The sequence below is a fragment of the Nostoc sp. PA-18-2419 genome, assembly GCF_005869855.1.
Classification (GTDB): domain Bacteria; phylum Cyanobacteriota; class Cyanobacteriia; order Cyanobacteriales; family Nostocaceae; genus Nostoc.
The window spans coordinates 1-19,849 of sequence record NZ_SZNH01000033.1; the positions used below are offsets into that span (position 1 = coordinate 1).

The following is a 19,849-nucleotide window of genomic DNA, read 5'->3' on the forward strand; positions in this document are numbered from 1 at the left end:
TTATGGATTGGAGTTATGGATTGGAGCAATTGTGGTGATGGATAATTTATCAGTACATACTGCTGCGGTGATTCAAGACTCAATTGAAGCAGTTGGCGCACGTCTTGTCTTTTTACCTCCTTACTCACCTGACTTATCTCCAATTGAATTATGCTGGTCAAAACTGAAGCACTGTTTGCGAGCAGCAAAAGTTACAACACATGAGGCACTAAATCAACTTTTAACTCAGATTGTGAATCAGCAAATTTCCTCTGATGATGCTTGGGGTTGGTTTGCCCACTGTGGTCTATTCATTTGAAAACTGCTGTAAGACTTAGATAGTCTGAGATAGTTACATGAGTGTTATTTACAAGCTACCCAGTAGTGTAAATCTTTAGAAAAAGTTAGTAACTCTCAAAAGTGACATAGAAAGTGTGTTGCTCCCCCTAGACTCTTGGCGAGTTCATTGTGTCCTCAAACAGCATTAATAGCAGGTTAAGAACTTAAGTTACTCCAAAATATCGATTTACGAAGGTAAAAGTTATGGCAAATATCATTGGAACCAACGGTAATGATACCCTAGTGGGTACTGACGACGCTGACAGAATTAACGGTAAAGCTGGGAACGATATCATCACAGGCAATGCAGGTAACGACACCCTAACTGGTGGCGGTGGCAATGATAGATTTATTTATAACTCCTCTTTCAGCTCTGACTACCAGACTGATATCATCAGCGATTTTCGTGGAGTAGGTAAAGGCTCAAATCCTTCGGCAGCAGTTATAGCCGAAGTGGATACGCTGATATTTCAAGGTTCTGGCTTAACTGCCCAAAATCTGCTGCTGACGCAGAATGGCAGCAATCTGGAAATTAGCTTTGAAGGGGCTAATAGCAAAGTTATCTTGCAAAACTTTACCTTAGAAAACTTCGATAACCTATCAACAGTGGGCAATATCCTGTTTGATGGACAAATCAACATCACTGACAACTTTGATGTCGTCAATGCTAACTCCACCCAACAAAACCCGTTCCGCAAAAACACAGTCACCTTCTTTAACGACCTGAATAACAATGTCAACGGCTTTGACAATTCAAATGATGTCATCAATGGTCGAGGGGGTAACGACAAAATCGACGGTAAGAGTGGCAACGACCTGCTGCGTGGTGATGCCGGCAATGATACTCTCATTGGTGATGCGGGCAATGATACTCTCGTTGGTGGCGAAGGGAATGATACTCTCATTGGTGGCGAGGGGAATGATAGTCTCATTGGTGGCGTTATCTTGGGAGATAATGATGGCGCTAACCTGCTTTTTGGAGGCGATGGTAATGACACTCTCTTAGCCTCTGGCTCTTACTTTTCCTCTCCTAGTACGTTTGCCAATAACACCCTCAACGGTGGTGCTGGTAACGATTACTTAAATATTGACTATTCATCAGGTGATAATTTGCTCCTTGGAGGCAATGGTAATGATACTCTCTCTGCCTCTGGCGCTTTGGGTAGTAACACCCTCAATGGTGGCGCTGGTAACGATACCTTCTATAGTCAATCGAACGATATCTCCTTTTACAATCCGAACAATAAAATCTTAATTGGTGGCGGCGGCAAGGATAAATTTGTTTTGGGTTATGTAGGCACTGTTACCACTATCACCGATTTCAGTGGCATTGGTAAAGGCTCAAACCCATCAGCAGGGGTGATTGCCTCATTGGATACTTTGCAATTTACAGAATCTGAGCAAACTGCGAGGAATCTGCAATTAACTCAAAATGGTAACAACTTAGAAATAACCTTCAGAGGGATATTTAATCCCAAAATAGTCTTGCAAAACTTTGCTCTGGAAAATCTAGACAATTTAGCTCAAGTCGGCAATATTTTGTTTTATGGACAAACTAGCATCACGGACAGCTTTGATGTCTTCGATGCTAATTCCAACCAAAGCACCGTCTTCAAAAAGAACACAGTCACCTTCTTGAACGAGCTAAACAACAATGTCAACGGCTTTGACAACTCAGATGATGTCATCAATGGTCAAGGGGGTAATGACAAAATCGATGGCAAGAGCGGTAACGATGTTTTGAGGGGCGGTGCGGGCAGTGATACTCTCATTGGTGGTACTGGTGACGATATTCTATCGGATAATTCCGATTCAACAGGTGATAACATACTTTTAGGAGGCGATGGCAATGATTCTCTCTCCACCTCTGGCTTATTAATCGGTGGCTACTTGACAGGATACGATTTTTTTGGCTATTCATCTGGCAATAACACCCTCAACGGTGGTACTGGTAACGATACCTTGAGTGCTAGTTTTTCAACAGGCGATAACCTCCTCTCTGGGGACAATGGCAATGATTATCTTGTTGCTTCCGGCTTTTTCGACTATGATTTTCCAGACCTTACCGAAATCTATACCACCTCTGGTAATAATACCCTCAACGGGGGTGCTGGCAACGATACCTTGAATATTAATTTGTCAATAGGTGATAACCTACTATTGGGAGGCGATGGCAATGATTCTCTCATAGGCTCCAATAATAATGGTCCGGCTTATGAGCTGTTCGGCTATAGTACCTCAGGAAATAACACCCTTGATGGTGGTAATGGTAATGATTATCTCTCTGTCGATGTCGCCTCTGGTAAGAACGTCCTCATAGGTGGCAAGGGTGATGACACTCTTTATGGAGGGGCTGGTACTGATACCTTTGTTTTCAATACTTTCAATGAAGGTGTTGATCGCCTTTATAACTTTAACCAGGCTAATGAACTGATTCAGGTATCCGCTGGTGGTTTTGGTGGCGGGTTATCAATAGGTACACTTGCAGCTAATCAATTTATCCTGGGAACATCTGCAACAACCATCACTCAGCGATTCATCTATGATGACACTACAGGTGCATTGTACTTTGACCAAGATGGCAGTGGTGGTGCGTTTACTCAGATAAAATTTGCCCAATTATTCGGTGGAGTATCACTAAGTAAGAACAATTTTGAGGTAATTGCTTAATTGCGATGGTGCTTGATGATTTTAGTCATAGAAAAATAAAAAATTAGGGAAATGCGAGATGCTGTAACAGGCATCTTGCATTTTATTTATTTAAACCCATTAATCTAGCAATCCTAAATTCTACTAATCAGAAAACATTTTTCATTTAAATAGACAATCAAATGCTCAGATATTTCATCTTTGCCATCAAATTATAAACCAGCATCTACCACTCGTTTTTCCAAAAAAACTGATTTTCTAATTGCAGCGATCGCATTTATATTTTTAATCCTAAAGAAGTATTGTAAAATGATACCAAGCGTGTGATTCCTTTTGAGCTTCGCTTAGGTATAGCTCAACCCAGGCATCGCTGTAATTAATCTAAAAATATAAAGATTACACAAAGATAAGCAATTTTATATACATTTATTACTCCAAAATATAAAGAATATGCAAAGATGTATTTTGAAGTGTAGACATCTAAGTAATATTTTGTAGTTAATTATTAGTAAGTTATTTAGATGTTCCCTTTTTTGAAACTAAATACCACAGAGATATAGCTGAGAGCCAAAGCAAAATTTATTTGCCTCTCATCTGTAAGTTATTCTCTCTGATTAAGATAGTAAGACTTATGCATTGACAAAAAACTAAAGATGAAGTGTGAATTTGAAGCATTCAAACTTTATTTTGCTGTGCTTTATAGTAATATCTACTGAATCAAAAATAGTTTAAAAAGCTTGAAACAACCTATTTTTATTAATTCACATCCTAAAAATTTGACAGAGCATAAGACTTAGATAGTCTGAGATATTTACATGAGTGTTACTTATAACCTACTCAACAGCGTAATTCATTGAGTAAAGTTAGTAACCGTTAAAAGTAACATGAAAGTATGTTGCAAATGTAGACTCTTGGCGAGTTCATTGTGTTCTCAAACAGCATTAATAGCAGGATAAGAACTTAAGTTACTCTGAAAAATCGATTCAGGAAGGTAAAAGTTATGGCATATATCAATGGAACCAACGGTAATGATACCCTAGTGGGTAGCTACGATGCGGACAAGATTAACGGTAAAGCTGGGAACGATATTATCATAGGCAATGCAGGTAATGACACCTTAACTGGTGGCGGTGGCAATGATAGATTTATTTACAGCAGTTTCGGCTACGACAACGGGACTGATATCATTACCGATTTTCGTGGCGTAGGTAAAGGCTCAAATCCCTCGGCAGCAGTTATAGCTGAAGTGGATACCCTAATATTTCAAGGTTCTGGCTTAACTGCCCAAAATCTGCTGCTGACGCAGAATGGCAGCAATCTGGAAATTAGCTTTGAGGGGGCTAATAGCAAAGTTATCCTGCAAAACTTTACTCTAGAAAACTTCGATAACCTATCAACAGTGGGCAATATTCTGTTTGATGGACAACTCAACATCACTGACAACTTTGATGTCGTCAATGCTAACTCCACTCAACAGAACCTGTTCCACAAAAATACAGTCACTTTCTTTAACGACCTGAATAACAATGTCAACGGCTTTGACAACTCAGATGATGTGATCAATGGTCAGGGCGGTGATGACCGCATCGACGGCAAGAGTGGCGACGACCTACTCCGTGGTGGTACGGATAATGATACTCTGATTGGTGGCGAGGGGAATGATACTCTGATTGGTGGCGAGGGGAATGATACTCTGATTGGTGGTGCGGGGAATGATGTTCTCAGCGGTGGTGAGGGCAATAACACTCTCAGCGGTGGGGCTGGTAACGATACCTTTGGTTTTGGCTCTACAACAGGCACTCAACTCATCAATGGAGACGATGGCAATGATTTTATCTCTGGCTATGTCTTCTACCGCGACGGTGATGGTGCTTCTGGAAATAACACTCTCAACGGTGGTGCTGGAGACGATAGGCTAGATGTTAGCAATTCAAGAGGCGATAATCTGCTTTCTGGGGGCGATGACGATGATTATCTCATAGCCTCTGGTGACGCAACTAGATACGGGAACGCCGCAGCTTCAGGCAATAACACTCTCTATGGTGGTGCTGGTAACGATACCTTGAATGTTGACTTTGCAACAGGCGATAACCTATTGGAAGGGGGCGATGATAATGATTATCTCTTGGGGTCTGATAACAACGTCTATGATGGTTATGTCACTTCTGGCAACAATACCCTCAACGGTGGCGCTGGTAACGATTTCTTGGGTGTTGACTTTTCAACAGGAAATAACCTATTAGACGGGGGCAGTGGCAATGATTATCTTAGAGCTTCTGCCTACTTCGTCGATAACTCCACCTACGTCTATGGAGGCGCTTCTGGTAAGAACACGCTTAACGGTGGTACTGGTGACGATACCTTGAATGCTGACTATTCAAAAGGCGATAATCTGCTTTCTGGGGGCGATGGCAATGATTCTCTCTCTGCCTCTGGCTACTACCAAGAGCAACCAACAGACTCTTATTTTGTTAGTGCCTCAGGCAATAACACCCTCAACGGTGGTGCTGGGAACGATAAATTAAGTGTTGACTCTTCAACAGGGGATAACCTACTAGACGGGGGTGATGGCAATGATTCTCTTTCTGCCTCTGGTCAATACGGGTATACTCCTGGTTTGTTTGGGAAGAATACTCTTAATGGTGGCACTGGTGATGATAGATTGAGTGTTGACTATTCAACAAGCGATAATCTACTCTCTGGAGGAGATGACGATGATTATCTCTTTGCCTCTGGCTACTATAAGTATGGCGATACTGATGAATCATACTATACTGCTTCGGGCAATAATACCCTCAACGGTGATGCTGGTAATGATACCTTAAATGTCGATAGTTCAACAGGCAATAATACTCTCAACGGTGGCATCGGTGATGATAGATTGAATGCTGACGATTCAACAGGCAATAATCTGCTCATTGGGGGCGACGGGAATGATTATCTCTCTGTTTATACCTACCATTATGAGACTCACGGTGCTTCAGGTAATAATACCCTCAGCGGTGGTACTGGGAACGATTTCTTAAATGTCGCTAGTTCAATAGGTGACAATTTAGTTGATGGAGGTAATGGCAATGATTATCTCACAGCTTCTAACGCCTCAGGCAATAATACCCTCAAAGGTGGTGCTGGGAATGATACCTTGATAGGTGGAGGCGGTAATGATACCCTCTATGGGGGGACTGGTACTGATACCTTTATTTTCAATGGTTACAATCAAGGCGTTAGTAGTATTTATGACTTCAACGCAAGTAATGAACTTATTTGGATATCAGCTGGTGGTTTTGGTGGGGGGTTATTACCAATTTACCTTTCAGCTAGTCAGTTTACCCTGGGAACATCTGCAACAACTAGCGCTCAGCGAATTATCTATGATGACACTACAGGTGGATTATACTTTGACCAAGATGGCAGTGGAAGTGCGTTTACTCAGGTAAAATTTGCCCAACTATCTGGTGGAGTTTCACTAACCAATAACAATTTTTATGTAACTGCTTAATTATGATGATTGCTTCATGATTATACCCAGGTAAAAATAAGAAATTTGGGAAATGCGAGATGCTGTTATAGATTTCGCATTTTATTTATTAATAAAAGTATTACAAATAATACGATATTTTAAAAGTTTTATAATCACGAAGAGTGTAAAAGTTTTCTCATTTTTACATGGGATATACCAGCTTCTTGAAATATTTCTCCTTCTTCTATAAAGCCCAATTTTAAATATAAAACTTTGATATATTCTTGAGAATGAATCACAACTTCTATAATATTTTTACTAGCTATAAATAAAAGTGCCTTTTCCATGATTTGCTTACCAATACCTTGCCCTCTAACTGTAGATAAAACAGCAAGTCTTTCTATCTTGACAGTTCTTTCATCTAAATATCTAATTCTAGTAGTACCCACAGCTTTGTCATCCAAATAAGCGATTAAATGGTTAGATATTTCATCTTTGCCATCAAACTCTAAAGCCGGATCTACTCCTTGTTCTTCCTGAAAAACTGACTTTCTAATTGCAGCGATCGCCGGAAATTCTTCAGATAATTCAGCAAGTCTTATAACTAAATTACTCATCAAACTGTTTTTGTAGTTAGTATATCAAAAAAGGTGGGTTTTCCCCACCTAATTCTATACTTTAATCTGCACCTTCAATCGGTGCAAAACCTTGGCGCTGAATATTTTCTGTGACTGCACGTGGTTCTAGGAATTGCAGTAGGTAATCWGGGCCTCCAGCTTTAGAACCGACTCCAGAAAGTTTGAATCCTCCAAAGGGTTGTCGTGCAACGATAGCACCTGTGATGTTGCGGTTGATGTACAAATTTCCAACTTCAAATTCTGTCTGTGCCTGCTGAATGTGCGAAGGTGTTCGAGAATAAAGTCCTCCAGTCAATGCATAGTTAGTCCCATTAGCGACTGCTAACGCTTCTTGAAAATCTTTTACCCGAATTACCGCTAGCACAGGCCCAAAAATTTCTTCTTGAGAGATGACTGCATCTGGCGATACTTCACTAAAAATCACAGGGCCGACAAAATAGCCGTGTTCCGGTGCTGGTAACTCCAAGGCTAGTTGGGCTTCTGCCTTACCTTTCTCAATATACTCGCGGATGCGATCGCGGGCATTGCCATCAATTACCGGCCCGACTTGCGTACTAGGTAACTCTGCTTCCCCAATATTCAGAGATTTTGTCGCTTCCACCAACCGCTGCACAAAAGCATCATAAATCGGTTCCAACACGATCGCTCGCGAACAAGCAGAACATTTTTGTCCGCTGTAACCAAATGCTGATTGCACTACCCCGACAACTGCTTGGTCTAAATCAGCACTTTCATCGACAATAATTGCATTCTTGCCACCCATTTCAGCAATTACTCGCTTCATGTGCTTTTGTCCGGGTTTTAGCGTGGCGGCATCCGCGTAAATTCTACATCCTACTTCTTGAGAACCCGTAAAAGCAATTACATGAGTATCTGGATGATTTACCAAATAAGCCCCAACTTGTGAACCCTTCCCTGGTACGTATTGAAATACACCTTGAGGAAAACCAGCATCTACCAAGATTTCTGTGAATTTTGCAGCAATTACAGAAGATGTTTCCGCAGGTTTTAAGAGAGTACAATTACCAGAAACCAAGGCTGCAACAGTCATTCCACAAGCGATCGCTAGGGGAAAATTCCAAGGAGAAATCACTACAGCAATTCCCCGTGGCTGATAGATATAACGATTAGTCTCTCCAGCTATGTCATAATTAACACCCTCATCTAATCGTTCAATCTCATCAGCATAATACCGACAAAAGTCTATCGCTTCAGAAACCTCTGCATCAGCTTCCTTAACTGGTTTCCCAACTTCCAAAACCATCCAAGCTGAGAGTTGGGCGCGGCGTTCTTCCATCAAATCACCCGCTTTCCGCAAAATATCAGCGCGTTGTTTAGCTGGTGTTTTCTTCCAACCAGGAAACGCTGCCTTAGCCGCTTGCATCGCTTGTTGGGCTTGTTCAACGCTAATCAACCCAACTTTCCCAACTACCTCACTGAAATTAGAAGGATTGAGAGAATCAACAAATTCCGGCGTATTAACATACTCTCCATCAATCAGCGGTAAATAAGTTCTACCCAAATTTTCACGAACACCTGCAAAAGCCTCCATCACCTTCCTTCTTCCCTCCTCCTTTGCATAATCTGTATCCGCCGCCCCAAGAAAGGAAGAGGATACGGGGAAATTTTCATTCTCTGCGTCTTTGACAACTGGTGGTGCTAACAATTCGTCAATTGGTCGATTTTCGAGATTTTGCCGTAAAAAAGAACTATTAGCCGTATTTTCCAACAATCGCCGAATCAAATATGCCATTCCAGGCAATAATTCACCGTAAGGACAGTAAACTCTCACCCGATAACCTCTGTCAACCAACGCCTTGGCAACTTTATCACCCATACCGTAGAGAACTTGCAATTCAAAGCGACGGCGGGGGACATTTAAACTTTCAGCTATGGCAATGGCACGAGCGTGCGATCGCACATTATGGCTACCAATGGCAGAATATACATATTGATGATTTTCTAGCAATAATTGAGTAATAGTTTCAAAGTTAGCATCAGTTGCCGCTTTATCATTGTAAACTGGCTGTAACCAGTGCTTTTGGGCTGCTTTAATCGTTTCCTGATCCCAATATGCGCCTTTCACCAAACGAATTGTCAGGGGATAACCGCGCTGTTTTAACCAAGAAATAATATTTTTAACATCTTGCTCGCTATCACGCAGATATGCTTGGATTGTGATGCCAATATCTGTGCGTTGGCGAAATTCTTCTTCGAGTAATAGTTTTTGCAAGATACTAAGAGTTATGTCCTTATAGGCATACTGTTCCATATCAAAATGCACAGCTGCGCCTAATTCTTGGGCACGACGTAAGAGAATACGAATGCGATCGCTAACTCGTTCTTCACTACCCTTAGCATCTAATGGATCGAATTGCGAATAAAACGCCGTTAATTTAACAGAAACCTGGACTTTTGGTAGCAGTTCGCCATCTGCCTCATCAATCGCTGGTATGATTGTCCAATTCTTCGATACTTCTACCAATTGTTGGATTAATTCTAAATAGCGTTCTAGATAAGATTGCGCTTCGGCTTCAGTAATTACCGCTTCACCAAGTAAATCAATAGTGAAAGCCATTTTCTCTTTTCGCAGCCGTTCAACTGTTTTGATGACTTGTTTAATATTTTCTCCAGCGATATATTTATGAGCAAGAGTTTCAACTGCTGTACCAACAGTTGTAGCAGCAACTTGTCCTGGCATAGACTCAGGGTTAGCAAAGTTTAGCATTCCCTTCAGAGCCGTCGGTAATTCTACAGACTCATCGCTTAAATATTCTTGTAAATGTGAGGCAATTTCCGATTTACTATTCAAAGCAGGTAGAGTATCTATAAACCGAAATAATTGCACCCGCAACCCAGGATTACTCATCGTCCAAGCTAGTAATTTATCATCCCAGCGCATTTGATCGCGCAGGGAAGCAAAAAATGAACGATTTTCCTGTGTAGCTGCTAGAAGTTGTTTAGCAATTTCTTGGGTTTTAGCTTCGTAGATGTTTGTCTGTACTTGTAATACCACTGATAATAAACTCCGTTAATCAAGGCAAGGGTTTTTGTAGAAAACCTGTGTCTTCTATTTTGACGTTTTCATTTAGCTGTCACCATAATTAGGGAGATGGGGAAGGTGGGGAGATGGGGAGATGGAGAGAGAATTTTACCCCATCACCCAACCACCCCACCACTCCTAATACCATTTTCCAAAAATAATGATACAGATCCAAACCCAAGAACCCAGACTAAATCAGACTTTATTAATTACGAATTACGTAGCTTGCTTCTCGCCAGAGGCGAGTATTACGAATTACGAATTGGCATAACTCCTCACTGCCAATGCTCCATACCCTATTCACTTACCTACAAGTGTTATCCTTTTGTTGATATATTTTTAACTTGATTGGACAGATGTTGCGGCACAAGAGATTAGCTCAGTCATATTAACAGTGGGGATACTACCTTTATGTCTACAGAAAACCTCACGCATATCTTATTTTCTAAATGGCAACGCACACTCGAACCCTTTGGCGTTGACCAAATAGCTGCTGATAAAGCCTTTAATCACTTGGTTGCAGCTTACTCTAGCAGCGATCGCTATTACCATACACTCAAACATATTCATCATGTCCTCAGCACAATTGAGATTTTACATGGCTACACAAACAACCTAGCTGCTGTTCTATTTGCTGGCTGGTTTCACGATGTAGTCTATGACACTAAGGCTCAAGATAATGAAGAAAAAAGTGCAGACTATGCTTTTGATCTGCTGAGTCATTTAGGCATTCCCGAAAGTACTATCGCTACTGTCAGTCGTTTGATTCTGAACACTAAAAACCACCAAGCTGCGGCGGATGATTGTGATAGCCAAGTCTTATTAGATGCAGATTTAGCGGTTTTGGCTACTAATCCAGTTGATTATCCAGAATACTCCGATGCGATTCGCCAGGAATATGCCTGGGTATTACAAGCAGAATATATCGCAGGACGGCGGCAATTTTTAGAAGGATTTTTACAGCGGTCAATTTACTTTACGCCTTTAATGTTGGAATTCGCCGAACCATTTGCTCGTAGCAATATTCAGGAGGAAATCAAGTCTTTGACTTCGGGATATGGTTTTTGATAAACACTGTTTAAACGTCATTAAATAAGACAAAAGAAAGAAAAAGAAAAAACGGTTCGTCAGCCACCGAGAAAATTTATTTCTAAGGATTATCTTTTTACTTCTTAAACCAGAGTTATATTCTATGCGATTAAAATGGCAAGCGATCGTATTCCTCTCCCCCTGCCCCTCTGCTCCCCTGCCCTGACGATGGAATATTTTTTAATCGGAGTCCCTAACGTCTGCCACCACCACGATGAGGCACTTCAGGCTGTTCTTGCTTTGTTTTAAGTGCAAATACTTCTTGATGCTGTTGCTGCTGAATTTTTTGCTGTGCAAACTTTACACGGGTACGCACTCCCAGATCTGCATCTGTATCTAGCATTTGCTCGAGTCGATGTGTAATGCGCGAGGCTCCATCGGGTAAAGTAATGGCGTTGTTCACCGCCGCAGGCATCGCTTTTACTAATGTTTCTAAACTCGTAACCGCTGCATAGCGTACTACCCACTCCGGATCTTCAGAAATTAACAGTAGTGCGTCTATTACCTGAGTTTGGACAGATTCCACTTTCTCAGATGGTAGTTGATACCAGCGTAATGTGCCTAATCCTCTAGCTGCTGCCCGGCGCACGCTCAAGGAAAAATCAGTTTTTGCTGCCTCTAATAAAGTGTCCAGCGCCCGTAAATCCCCAATTCCTGCTAAGGCACGAACTGCCCAGGCTCTAGCACCATAGTTGTAATCATCAATGAGTTTCAATAATGGCCCTACTGCGGGTTCTCCGATCGCAATCAATCCATCTACTGCCGCCACTGCCGCCCCCGGATTATTGTAGCCCAAAGCAGCAATCAGAGTGGGAACAGATTCCTCTATACCTGCTGCTGCTAACTCTTGAACTGCATCTAATAAGCGCTCTGAGGAATCCGCTTCTTCCACAGCACGAATCAATATTTGGGCAAGGTCATTATTATTCATAATAATTTTTCATGAGTTATTAGTGGTCAGCTAATTGTAGCTTAAGTTCTCCGTAGCTGACATCATACATAAACCCCTAACCCTTGCTTTGCAGTCGGGTTGGGGGTTTATATTTGGTAAACATTTGGTTTTAACGTATTAATGACAACTAATTATCTCAAACTTAAGACTATAACAGCGAGTCCATCAAATTCATGACTTTGATTGCACCTTCTGATAAACTGCTTGCTGTTGTATGGTTAACTTGATGTTCTAGTAATCCTTTGAGAGAAATTAGTTTCAGGCTATTTTCTGCCAAAGTCTCAGATATGGCTTCAGCTGCGGGTAGATACCCAATTGCTCCCAAGTCTGCTAATACTGCTCGACGCAGTTGTAATTTATCACCAGCCAAAGCCTGTACCAATCGTTGTGCGTAACTTGGTTCTTGAGTTAACTGATACATAGCTCGTGCGGCAGCATATTGCACTACTTCTATGGGATGCTCAAGAAACGGCTTCACCAAAGGGATGTACTCAGTTGCCTTCAACCTTCCTAAAGCTTCTAAAATAGCGTCGTAGGGTTGAGACAAATCAGGCTGCTTTGATTTGAGATGTTCTCCCTCCAAGCCTGCTTTTAATAGCTTGCCGAGAGCAGAAATACAAACAACATCGCCTAGCATCTCTAACGATTGTGCTGCTGCTTCCCGCACATAATAATCTGAGCAGTCTAAACAGGCAATCAAAGGTACAACTGCTTGACCATCGCCAATTTTCCCCAAAGCCCTAACTGCATTCCGTCGCAGAGGATATCCTCCTTCTGGTGTTCTGTCAGCTTCATCCTCTAAGGCTCGAATTAATCCTCTAACCGCAGCTGGTTCGCACACCCGAAACCTACCCAACCACCAAGCAGCATAAAAGCGTAGCCCTAAGTCTACACCTTGGAGATTGGCGATCGCTTGCTCTACTGTTAAAGATTCACCGTCGGCAAACTCACTTGTTAGTGATAAATCTTCAATTTTCTGTGGACTTGGATTCATCAGAAGAAGGAGTGCTTTGTGGGCTATTTGTTTTAGCCTCAGCATTCAATAGCTGAATACTGACTATTTTGCCACCTAAGCGACTAATCCGCTGCATTTCTTGATTCATCCGGTTCTCAGGCACTGTAATAAACTCAGTAGCACTAGAACGAATGGGATAGTCTACTTTTTGGGTTTCTTCGCTTTGGCGCAAACCGACTACTTCATAACGAAAGTAGCGGTTAGTAGTTCTACCTGTAATTTGTCCAAGCATAAATTTAATTCCAAATTTTAAATTGTCATTAGTCAGTTGTCATTTGTCAGTTACTAATGACCAATGACCAATGACTAATGACCCTAGAGTGGTTTAACGCTGGCTATTTTACCACCTTGCTTTTGTACTCTTTGGAAGTAACTAGATAGTTCTTCGTATGGAATGACCACAGCTTGATTGACACGACGGGTGCTAGGATATCCAGTTCCAAAAACGCCTGCCACTTCAATGCGGTAGAGTCTGCCTTCTTTACCAAAAGTTCCTGCACCACCGAAAGTACTGTTGGGGGTAACGCCTTTGGCAGGAGCAACGTAAGCAAAGCCTGAAGCACTACCAGAAGGAGCAACAACAGTAGATGCCCCATTGCGACCTAATTCGACAGCTAAGCGAGAAGAATTGCCTTTGAGTTGGGAGCGATCGCTACTGGCATAACCGCGATAAAGTTGGAATATCCGGCTAAATCCTACGGTTTTCTGTCCTGTTTGAGTTTCAAAACCGCGGTAATAAGGAACTATATTTTCACCAAAGCTAGCTTGATACTCTGGCGAATCAATATAGGAATCAATGTCGGCTTCATATCCCTTAGTTTGGTACAAGTCTAAGTGATAAACTACGTCTGACTCATCATAGGGGGCACGACCCAATAAGTGTTTGTAGTTCAACTCAATAACGCGAGTCTGAAAACTGTTGTAGAAAAACTTCGATTTGTACAGTTCTGATTTAGCTACTTGACGTACAAATTCTTGGACTGTATTTTTTCCGTCACGCAGGATAGATTCAGCACTGGTGAGGCGTTCAGATTGCATTAAGTAATCGTTGCCCAACAACTGACGATAGACAGCAGATATTACCCTTTCTATGTCTTCTTTAGTTGCATTTGGACGCAATTCTACAGGAGCGTTATCACTAAAAGCTTCTGTTCCTAAACGGGACGCTGCTGTTGTAATAGCCATTGGTAATTATCCTTTTGTACTTCATAATTGGGAAAATTTAGGAGTTAAAAGTTGAGAGTTAAGAATAAAGCTGGAGTTAGGAATTCAAAACTTCTAACTTCTAACTGTTGATTCTTAACTCCTCACTCCCAACTTACCTATTCCCCATTTATACAGGTGTAATGCTCACTACTTTACTACCCTTACGATTGAGCTGCTGTAGTTTACTCGATAGTTGTTCGTAAGGCACGACCAATTCCGTTGTAGCGCGCCGCACTACAGCTGAGTTCGGGGAAGCTGATTGTAGGACTCTGATTCGATAAGTTTCTCCTCGACCACCAGTGGAGAGGCCTGTTAAGGCTCCTGTAGAGGCTGGGTAAATCGGTGAGGCGAGATTCTTAGCGATTTCCCAGGTTAGCTGTCCTTGTTTTTTTCCTTGAGCGCGATCGCTGCTGGCATAACCCCGATACAGTTGGAACAATCGGCTATAGCCAACGTTTTTCTGTCCTACTTGACTCTTGAAACCCCGATAGTAAGGCACAATATTTTCACCAAAACTATCAAGATATTCTCTTGAGTCTATGTACGAGTTAATCTCGGCTTCATAACCTTGTGAGTTGTAAAGCTCAACATGGTAGGAAATTTCTGATTCGTCTTCTGGAGCACGCCCTAATAAATGCTTATAATTCAACTCGATAAACCGGATTTGCGAGTTGGAGTAGAAAAACTTGTCACGATACAGTTCTGATTGAGCAATGGCTAGCACAAATCCTCGAACTGAGATTACACCTTGCTGTAACAATGATTCAGCACTGATTAGACGCTCTTCATCCAGCAAGTACGCATTACCTAAAACTTGACGGTAAGCTGCTCGAATAATTACTTCTACATCCGCTTCTGTTCTATCAGGACGTAGTTCTGCTAGTTCTGAGTTTTCAATAGGTGCAATCCCTAATCTCGCTGCTTTCCCCAAAGCTGCCATTTTTAAACCTCCTCAGTTTTTTAGCTGCAAAACTGAAAATTTTTTAGAAAAATTTTTTCTAGTTTTTTAACAGTTTTTCAAAATAAAACTGCCCAGAAAGGTAAACCAACTCTTAGCTACTAGCCAACAGAGCTTGTTTGCCTTTCCGGGCTAAATACACTCTCTAGCTCAGAGTGTTAATTGCGTAGTCGATGTAAGAATTGGCTTCTACGGCAGGATCGCCACTTAGACCGTGGTTAGCTTTGATATACTTGAGAGCTTCAACGTACCAGCTGGGGGACAGGTCGAAGGTGCGGTTGATTTCAGCTAAGCCAGAAATCAAGAAATCATCCAATGGACCTGTACCGCCTACAACTAAGGAATAGGTGACAATCCGCAGGTAGTAGCCGATGTCACGCGCACACTTGGCTTTTCCAGTATTGGTAGAAGCAAAGTTAGGTCCTTGCTGTTGAGTGGTGTAGGGAAACTTGTTGTACACCGCTTGAGCTGCACCTTCTGTCAAACGTTGAGCATTAGCGGTCAAGCTTTTTGCTGCTTCTAAACTAGCAGGAGCTTGGCGAAAACGACCAAAAGCGACTTGAAGTTCTGTGCTCGAGAGAAAGCGTCCTTGAGAATCAGCAGCGGCGACTGCTTCGGTAAGAGGTGTTTTCATCGGTTTAGTATCTCCCTATTTACAATTTTGTTGAAATCTATTTTGTCAACTGACAATTGTCAGCTAATAGCTTCGAGCTGGTATTACGCTACAGCAGCAGCTGCTTGATCGAAGTAGCTTGCAACTTCAGCCAACAGAGCGCTGCAATCACCTCTGGTGATCCCGTTGGGGTCACCAGCAATTGCTAGAGCAGCATCTTTCATCTTTTGCACGCCAACTGCTACAGAAGCACCAGGAGTTCCTAGAGCCAAGTAGGTTTCACGTAGACCGTTCAAACAACGGTCATTGAGTACACTGGCATCACCAGCAAAGATTGCATAGGTAACATAGCGCAGGATGATTTCCATATCGCGCAAGCAAGCAGCATTTCTGCGGCTGGTGTAAGCATTACCACCAGGAGCAATCAACTGAGGTTGCTCAGCAAACAAAGCGCGAGCAGCGTTAGCAACAATAGCAGAGGAGTTGCTGGTAATCCGGTTTACGGTATCCGTACGCTTGTTACCATCTTTAATGATGGCGGTCAGGGCATCCAATTGAGCTTGGCTGAGATATTCACCACGTGCATCAGCTTGGGAAACTACTTTGGCAAATGCATCTAACACCATTGCTTTTATCTCCTAAATTTGCTTAATTAACAGACTCGTCGGACTTCAAACTGAGAAGTATTTTACCTTAAGTCTGAGTTGAGACTGTCTGACCAGATTGGCGAGACCAATAACAGACATCCAAGGTATAAGTTTAATGTTTTCTGGGTTTCCAATTAAATTTTTTTTTACAAAACTTCATATTTCTATCAGGGATTTGAAAACCTGGTCAGTAGGCATTCTACTTACCTTGTGATGTTGTTTTTTCCTCCAAGTCCTCTTTATACAATGGTCTCGGGTCATTTTTTATTAAAAATTATTGTGATGTCTTTTAATTTGCTTTACATAACTTAATATTTATATGTATATTTATCAGAACTATAGAGAACATGGGTTAAGAGGCACAGGAGAAACACTTGGGATATTTCTCCTTTGCCCCTCTGCTACCCTACCAGTCAGCTCCTCTGTCCTCTAGCGGACGACTGTTAATTTTCTCTCCAAGTCAAATAAAAAGCCGTGGATATACTCCTCAGTCCATTCAGTACCATAGAAGCGCTTAAACATGCCTCGTGCTGGATCTTTTTCAGCCCGATATCGCAGGTAGCGCAATTGGGCTTGCTCAATGGCTGCTAAATTTTGCGAATCTATTACAGTTTCCGCCTGCTCGACAAAATCTAGATAAGCTTTTAAATAGTCCTTGAAAGCTGCAAACACCTGAGTTTCTACTACAACGGTTTCTTGAGGACGAGTCCACAAAAAAGCAGGAGAGAAAAAAGGTTGTGCTTCTTCGGGAAAATCTCCTCCCCAAGTCAGATGTTGTTGATGAGCGTGGAAAATGGGCAGGATTGGTTGAGTATACTTTGCTTGATATGCTGGGTCATCTCGAAATAGGGGTTGCATATCCAAGGCAATGAGGTGTCCTCCTGGCAATGTCACCAAATCTGCTCCAAAAAAGGGCAAATCATACTTGAGGTGAGGGAAAATCACAAAATTGAGTACTTGCAGCGAATTGCCACCCTGTACATGGGCTGCACGTATTTGCCGCAGTTTTGGGGTTTGAAAGGCGTAACTTGTGGTGACAACCTCTTCCTGATTCTTTCCTTTGCCCACAGTAGCGCTTTTGGACTCGAAGCCAATCGGGATAGGATAGGGTTGCAAATCCAAACGCGATCGCATGTAGGCGATCGCATAATCAAGAAATGGTTGATAAAGTGTCATTTTAAGTATCAGGTATAAAATTTGAAACTAGTAAAGATTTATTTTGGGCATTGGGAAGACGTAGGGGGCAAGGGAAAAAATCTTTACCTCTACTCCCTGCTCCCTGCTCCCCTGCCTCTCCCCATACCCCTGCAATCATCTTTTGCCTGCACTGACTGCTAAAGGTACAGCATCTTCAAATAAGAATTCGTGGAGAAAGCGTTCTGCCCACTCATGACCAAAGTAACTGCTAAATAGACCAGATGCGGGGTCGCGCTCTGCACTATATTGGTCATAGTCTTTTTGAGCTTTAACAATGCGTTGGATATTTTCTCTTTCTGGGAGTGGTTGAGCGTTTGCTAGCATTTGCCAATACAAATTTAAATAATCTTGAAACGCTGCAAAAACTCGTGTTGCTACTGTTTGAGCATCTGTTTTGGCAAATAACAGGTATTTAGAAAAATATTGGTTAGCATCGTAAAACTTCATTTCTAAGTTTTGCGATAAATCTGGGTATTTATCATGCAGAGATTTCAGTGGAAGTATATATTTTTTCTGATAATCTTCATCCTGAAATAAAGGCTGAAAGTCAAGAACAATCAGATTTTTAATTTTACCAAAGGATAAAAAATCAATCCCTAATAGTGGTAAATCGTAGTTATGGCTAGGATAAATCACGCTGTTAAAAATTTGGGCGCTTTCCCCAGCATCAATGTATGTATAGCGAATTTTCCGCAGTTCTTGAGATTGGTGACACCAGCTACGAATGGTTGCTGGGTTTCTACCGCGATCGCTAACTTTGAATTCTAAACCAGGTGGAATAGCCCTACTTTCTAAATCAAAGCGTTCAAATAGCTCTTTTTCTAAAAATTCCAGGAAAGGCTTATACATAGAGCATGACTCATTAACCCTTGCATGAAAATAAAGGATGTGAATCATACACGTCTCATTTCTTAGAAACAAAGCAACATTCCTTAATGGGGCATGGCGCATGGGGGGGAGTGTGGGGTGCTGGGGTGTAATTCTCTCCCATCCCCCTATCCCCCCATCCCTTATTCCCCAGCATGGTTCCGACTAATCATTTGCTCCAGCACTTGTTGGGAAACACAACGACGCTCAGAACAATAAGTCATCAAGTTGACTCCGTTCATCATTCGCACGGTACTAACCCTGACACGAAAATCATCAGTCACAAACCAACAACGTTCCTGACCTTGGTTATTGTCATAATCAGTGTCAATCGTCAGCACTCCATCATCAGCAAATCGATAGCGACTGACAACCGGAATGCTCTCTACATAACCTTGATTGCGGATTAATTTCCCAGAAAGCCTTGTTTCATCGTCGGGAATATCAACCAAAATGGCAGCATTATCAGTGTTCGGTGGCCTTGTATCTAGGTTAGCCTGCCATGCAAAGCTAGCACCTCCAGTTGCTTTATCAGGCTCTATTCCTTGTGCTTTACAGACTTCTTGGACTTTAAGATCGTCTTTTTCTATAACTGTAACAATTAAATTTGATTCACCCGATTCATCTGCAGCTGAGTCAAAATGATGAACCGAACGTTCCGTAAACCATGTCCCTTCACTTTTACGGAAGAAGTCAATCATTGACAAGGGTGGTATTATATGCATGTAATTTAAACCTCGTTTTTTAAAACAATACCTTTGGCAAAATCTTCTTTGTAGTTCTAGGCATTAATATCTGCATTCTTACACTATGCACAAATAGTAACTAAGTTGGTGTAAATAATTTTTGTTGGGATCAGACAATAAGCAATAACCATCAGGATTTTAGCTTAGTTCATTTTTCTTCACATAATTTAATTTTTTTCCTAATTACTACATTGTATTATTTGTACTGATGTAGAATTTTTAGATGATAATTTGCATTCTATCCTTTTTGATTCCTATAGTTAAAGAATTATTCAATTGCTATTGTTAGTTTTATCTACTTTTTCAATAAGTAAATTAACCAGGCAAAAGCAGTTTTCTCTCAATCTCTGATCATTTGGTTGAGATATTGATTGCTGTAATTGGCTATTTGTTTGCTTCTAAGCAATTAAGATGAACCCTGAATTTAGGTAAAGTGTAGAATAACTCCAAA

16 protein-coding genes are annotated in these 19,849 nt (G+C 41.6%); 4 read left to right on the plus strand and 12 right to left on the minus strand.

Translation table 11 applies throughout. From position 1 onward, the window contains the following. From FCR06_RS34895 to FCR06_RS25250, 3 genes are all read left to right on the plus strand, one after another. A partial coding sequence (locus FCR06_RS34895) for a transposase (RefSeq protein ID WP_138504606.1) occupies window positions 1–298 on the plus strand: 298 nt, incomplete at its 5' end. 224 nt (window positions 299–522) lie between these two features. Beyond that, on the plus strand, window positions 523–2,988 hold the full coding sequence (locus FCR06_RS25245) for a beta strand repeat-containing protein (RefSeq protein WP_138504608.1): 2,466 nt from the start codon (window positions 523–525) through the stop codon (window positions 2,986–2,988). Window positions 2,989–3,967: 979 nt separating this feature from the next. Then, window positions 3,968–6,466 carry a calcium-binding protein gene (locus FCR06_RS25250; protein WP_138504610.1) on the plus strand — a complete coding sequence of 833 codons (2,499 nt, stop codon included), beginning with the start codon at window positions 3,968–3,970 and terminating at the stop codon, window positions 6,464–6,466. A gap of 134 nt (window positions 6,467–6,600) precedes the next feature. On the opposite strand, the gene FCR06_RS25255 is transcribed toward FCR06_RS25250, so the two are convergent. Further along, the gene (locus FCR06_RS25255; RefSeq protein WP_138504612.1) at window positions 6,601–7,044 is read right to left on the minus strand and encodes a GNAT family N-acetyltransferase; all 444 of its coding nucleotides are present in this window, start codon (window positions 7,042–7,044) and stop codon (window positions 6,601–6,603) included. A gap of 61 nt (window positions 7,045–7,105) precedes the next feature. Beyond that, entirely contained in the window at window positions 7,106–10,081 is a 2,976-nt protein-coding gene (gene pruA / locus FCR06_RS25260; RefSeq protein WP_138504614.1) for an L-glutamate gamma-semialdehyde dehydrogenase, read from the minus strand. Between the two features lie 438 nt (window positions 10,082–10,519). On the opposite strand from pruA, the gene FCR06_RS25265 reads away from it, so the two are divergent. Continuing rightward, window positions 10,520–11,176 (plus strand): hypothetical protein, encoded by a 657-nt coding sequence (locus FCR06_RS25265; protein ID WP_138504616.1) that lies wholly within the window; start codon window positions 10,520–10,522, stop codon window positions 11,174–11,176. Between the two features lie 214 nt (window positions 11,177–11,390). Here FCR06_RS25265 and FCR06_RS25270 read toward each other — a convergent pair whose 3' ends face one another. From FCR06_RS25270 to FCR06_RS25315, 10 genes are all read right to left on the minus strand, one after another. After that, window positions 11,391–12,128 carry a HEAT repeat domain-containing protein gene (locus tag FCR06_RS25270; protein ID WP_138504618.1) on the minus strand — a complete coding sequence of 246 codons (738 nt, stop codon included), beginning with the start codon at window positions 12,126–12,128 and terminating at the stop codon, window positions 11,391–11,393. Window positions 12,129–12,297: 169 nt separating this feature from the next. Then, window positions 12,298–13,143: a HEAT repeat domain-containing protein gene (locus FCR06_RS25275; protein WP_138504621.1), complete on the minus strand. Its 846-nt coding sequence runs from the start codon at window positions 13,141–13,143 to the stop codon at window positions 12,298–12,300. Continuing rightward, window positions 13,118–13,396: a phycobilisome linker polypeptide gene (locus tag FCR06_RS25280; RefSeq protein ID WP_138504623.1), complete on the minus strand. Its 279-nt coding sequence runs from the start codon at window positions 13,394–13,396 to the stop codon at window positions 13,118–13,120. The genes FCR06_RS25275 and FCR06_RS25280 overlap by 26 nt, the downstream gene beginning before the upstream one ends. A gap of 83 nt (window positions 13,397–13,479) precedes the next feature. Beyond that, window positions 13,480–14,349 (minus strand): phycobilisome linker polypeptide, encoded by an 870-nt coding sequence (locus FCR06_RS25285; RefSeq protein ID WP_138504625.1) that lies wholly within the window; start codon window positions 14,347–14,349, stop codon window positions 13,480–13,482. A 148-nt stretch (window positions 14,350–14,497) separates the two neighbouring features. After that, the gene (locus FCR06_RS25290; RefSeq protein ID WP_138504627.1) at window positions 14,498–15,310 is read right to left on the minus strand and encodes a phycobilisome linker polypeptide; all 813 of its coding nucleotides are present in this window, start codon (window positions 15,308–15,310) and stop codon (window positions 14,498–14,500) included. A 163-nt stretch (window positions 15,311–15,473) separates the two neighbouring features. After that, window positions 15,474–15,962: a phycocyanin subunit alpha gene (gene cpcA, locus FCR06_RS25295; RefSeq protein WP_138504629.1), complete on the minus strand. Its 489-nt coding sequence runs from the start codon at window positions 15,960–15,962 to the stop codon at window positions 15,474–15,476. Between the two features lie 83 nt (window positions 15,963–16,045). Beyond that, window positions 16,046–16,567, minus strand: a complete 522-nt coding sequence (locus tag FCR06_RS25300) for a phycocyanin subunit beta (protein WP_317616844.1) — start codon at window positions 16,565–16,567, stop codon at window positions 16,046–16,048. A gap of 450 nt (window positions 16,568–17,017) precedes the next feature. After that, window positions 17,018–17,764, minus strand: coding sequence for a phycoerythrobilin:ferredoxin oxidoreductase (locus tag FCR06_RS25305; RefSeq protein ID WP_138504631.1), 747 nt, complete (start codon window positions 17,762–17,764; stop codon window positions 17,018–17,020). 135 nt (window positions 17,765–17,899) lie between these two features. Then, window positions 17,900–18,634, minus strand: coding sequence for a 15,16-dihydrobiliverdin:ferredoxin oxidoreductase (locus FCR06_RS25310; protein ID WP_138504633.1), 735 nt, complete (start codon window positions 18,632–18,634; stop codon window positions 17,900–17,902). 161 nt (window positions 18,635–18,795) lie between these two features. Further along, a complete protein-coding gene (locus tag FCR06_RS25315) occupies window positions 18,796–19,377 on the minus strand; it encodes a phycobiliprotein lyase (protein WP_138504635.1) in 582 nt (193 codons plus the stop codon). Between the last annotated feature and the right edge of the window lie 472 nt (window positions 19,378–19,849).

Bases quoted from the DNA above. Each gene is read 5' to 3' on its own strand.
- FCR06_RS25280 (WP_138504623.1), bottom strand. From the start codon at position 13,396: ATGCTTGGACAAATTACAGGTAGAACTACTAACCGCTACTTTCGTTAT.
- FCR06_RS25255 (WP_138504612.1), bottom strand. From the start codon at position 7,044: ATGAGTAATTTAGTTATAAGACTTGCTGAATTATCTGAAGAATTTCCG.
- FCR06_RS25265 (WP_138504616.1), top strand. From the start codon at position 10,520: ATGTCTACAGAAAACCTCACGCATATCTTATTTTCTAAATGGCAACGC.
- FCR06_RS25275 (WP_138504621.1), bottom strand. From the start codon at position 13,143: ATGAATCCAAGTCCACAGAAAATTGAAGATTTATCACTAACAAGTGAG.
- FCR06_RS25245 (WP_138504608.1), top strand. From the start codon at position 523: ATGGCAAATATCATTGGAACCAACGGTAATGATACCCTAGTGGGTACT.
- FCR06_RS25315 (WP_138504635.1), bottom strand. From the start codon at position 19,377: ATGCATATAATACCACCCTTGTCAATGATTGACTTCTTCCGTAAAAGT.
- FCR06_RS25250 (WP_138504610.1), top strand. From the start codon at position 3,968: ATGGCATATATCAATGGAACCAACGGTAATGATACCCTAGTGGGTAGC.
- FCR06_RS25300 (WP_317616844.1), bottom strand. From the start codon at position 16,567: ATGGTGTTAGATGCATTTGCCAAAGTAGTTTCCCAAGCTGATGCACGT.
- FCR06_RS25305 (WP_138504631.1), bottom strand. From the start codon at position 17,764: ATGACACTTTATCAACCATTTCTTGATTATGCGATCGCCTACATGCGA.
- FCR06_RS25285 (WP_138504625.1), bottom strand. From the start codon at position 14,349: ATGGCTATTACAACAGCAGCGTCCCGTTTAGGAACAGAAGCTTTTAGT.
- cpcA (WP_138504629.1), bottom strand. From the start codon at position 15,962: ATGAAAACACCTCTTACCGAAGCAGTCGCCGCTGCTGATTCTCAAGGA.
- FCR06_RS25310 (WP_138504633.1), bottom strand. From the start codon at position 18,634: ATGTATAAGCCTTTCCTGGAATTTTTAGAAAAAGAGCTATTTGAACGC.
- FCR06_RS25290 (WP_138504627.1), bottom strand. From the start codon at position 15,310: ATGGCAGCTTTGGGGAAAGCAGCGAGATTAGGGATTGCACCTATTGAA.
- FCR06_RS25270 (WP_138504618.1), bottom strand. From the start codon at position 12,128: ATGAATAATAATGACCTTGCCCAAATATTGATTCGTGCTGTGGAAGAA.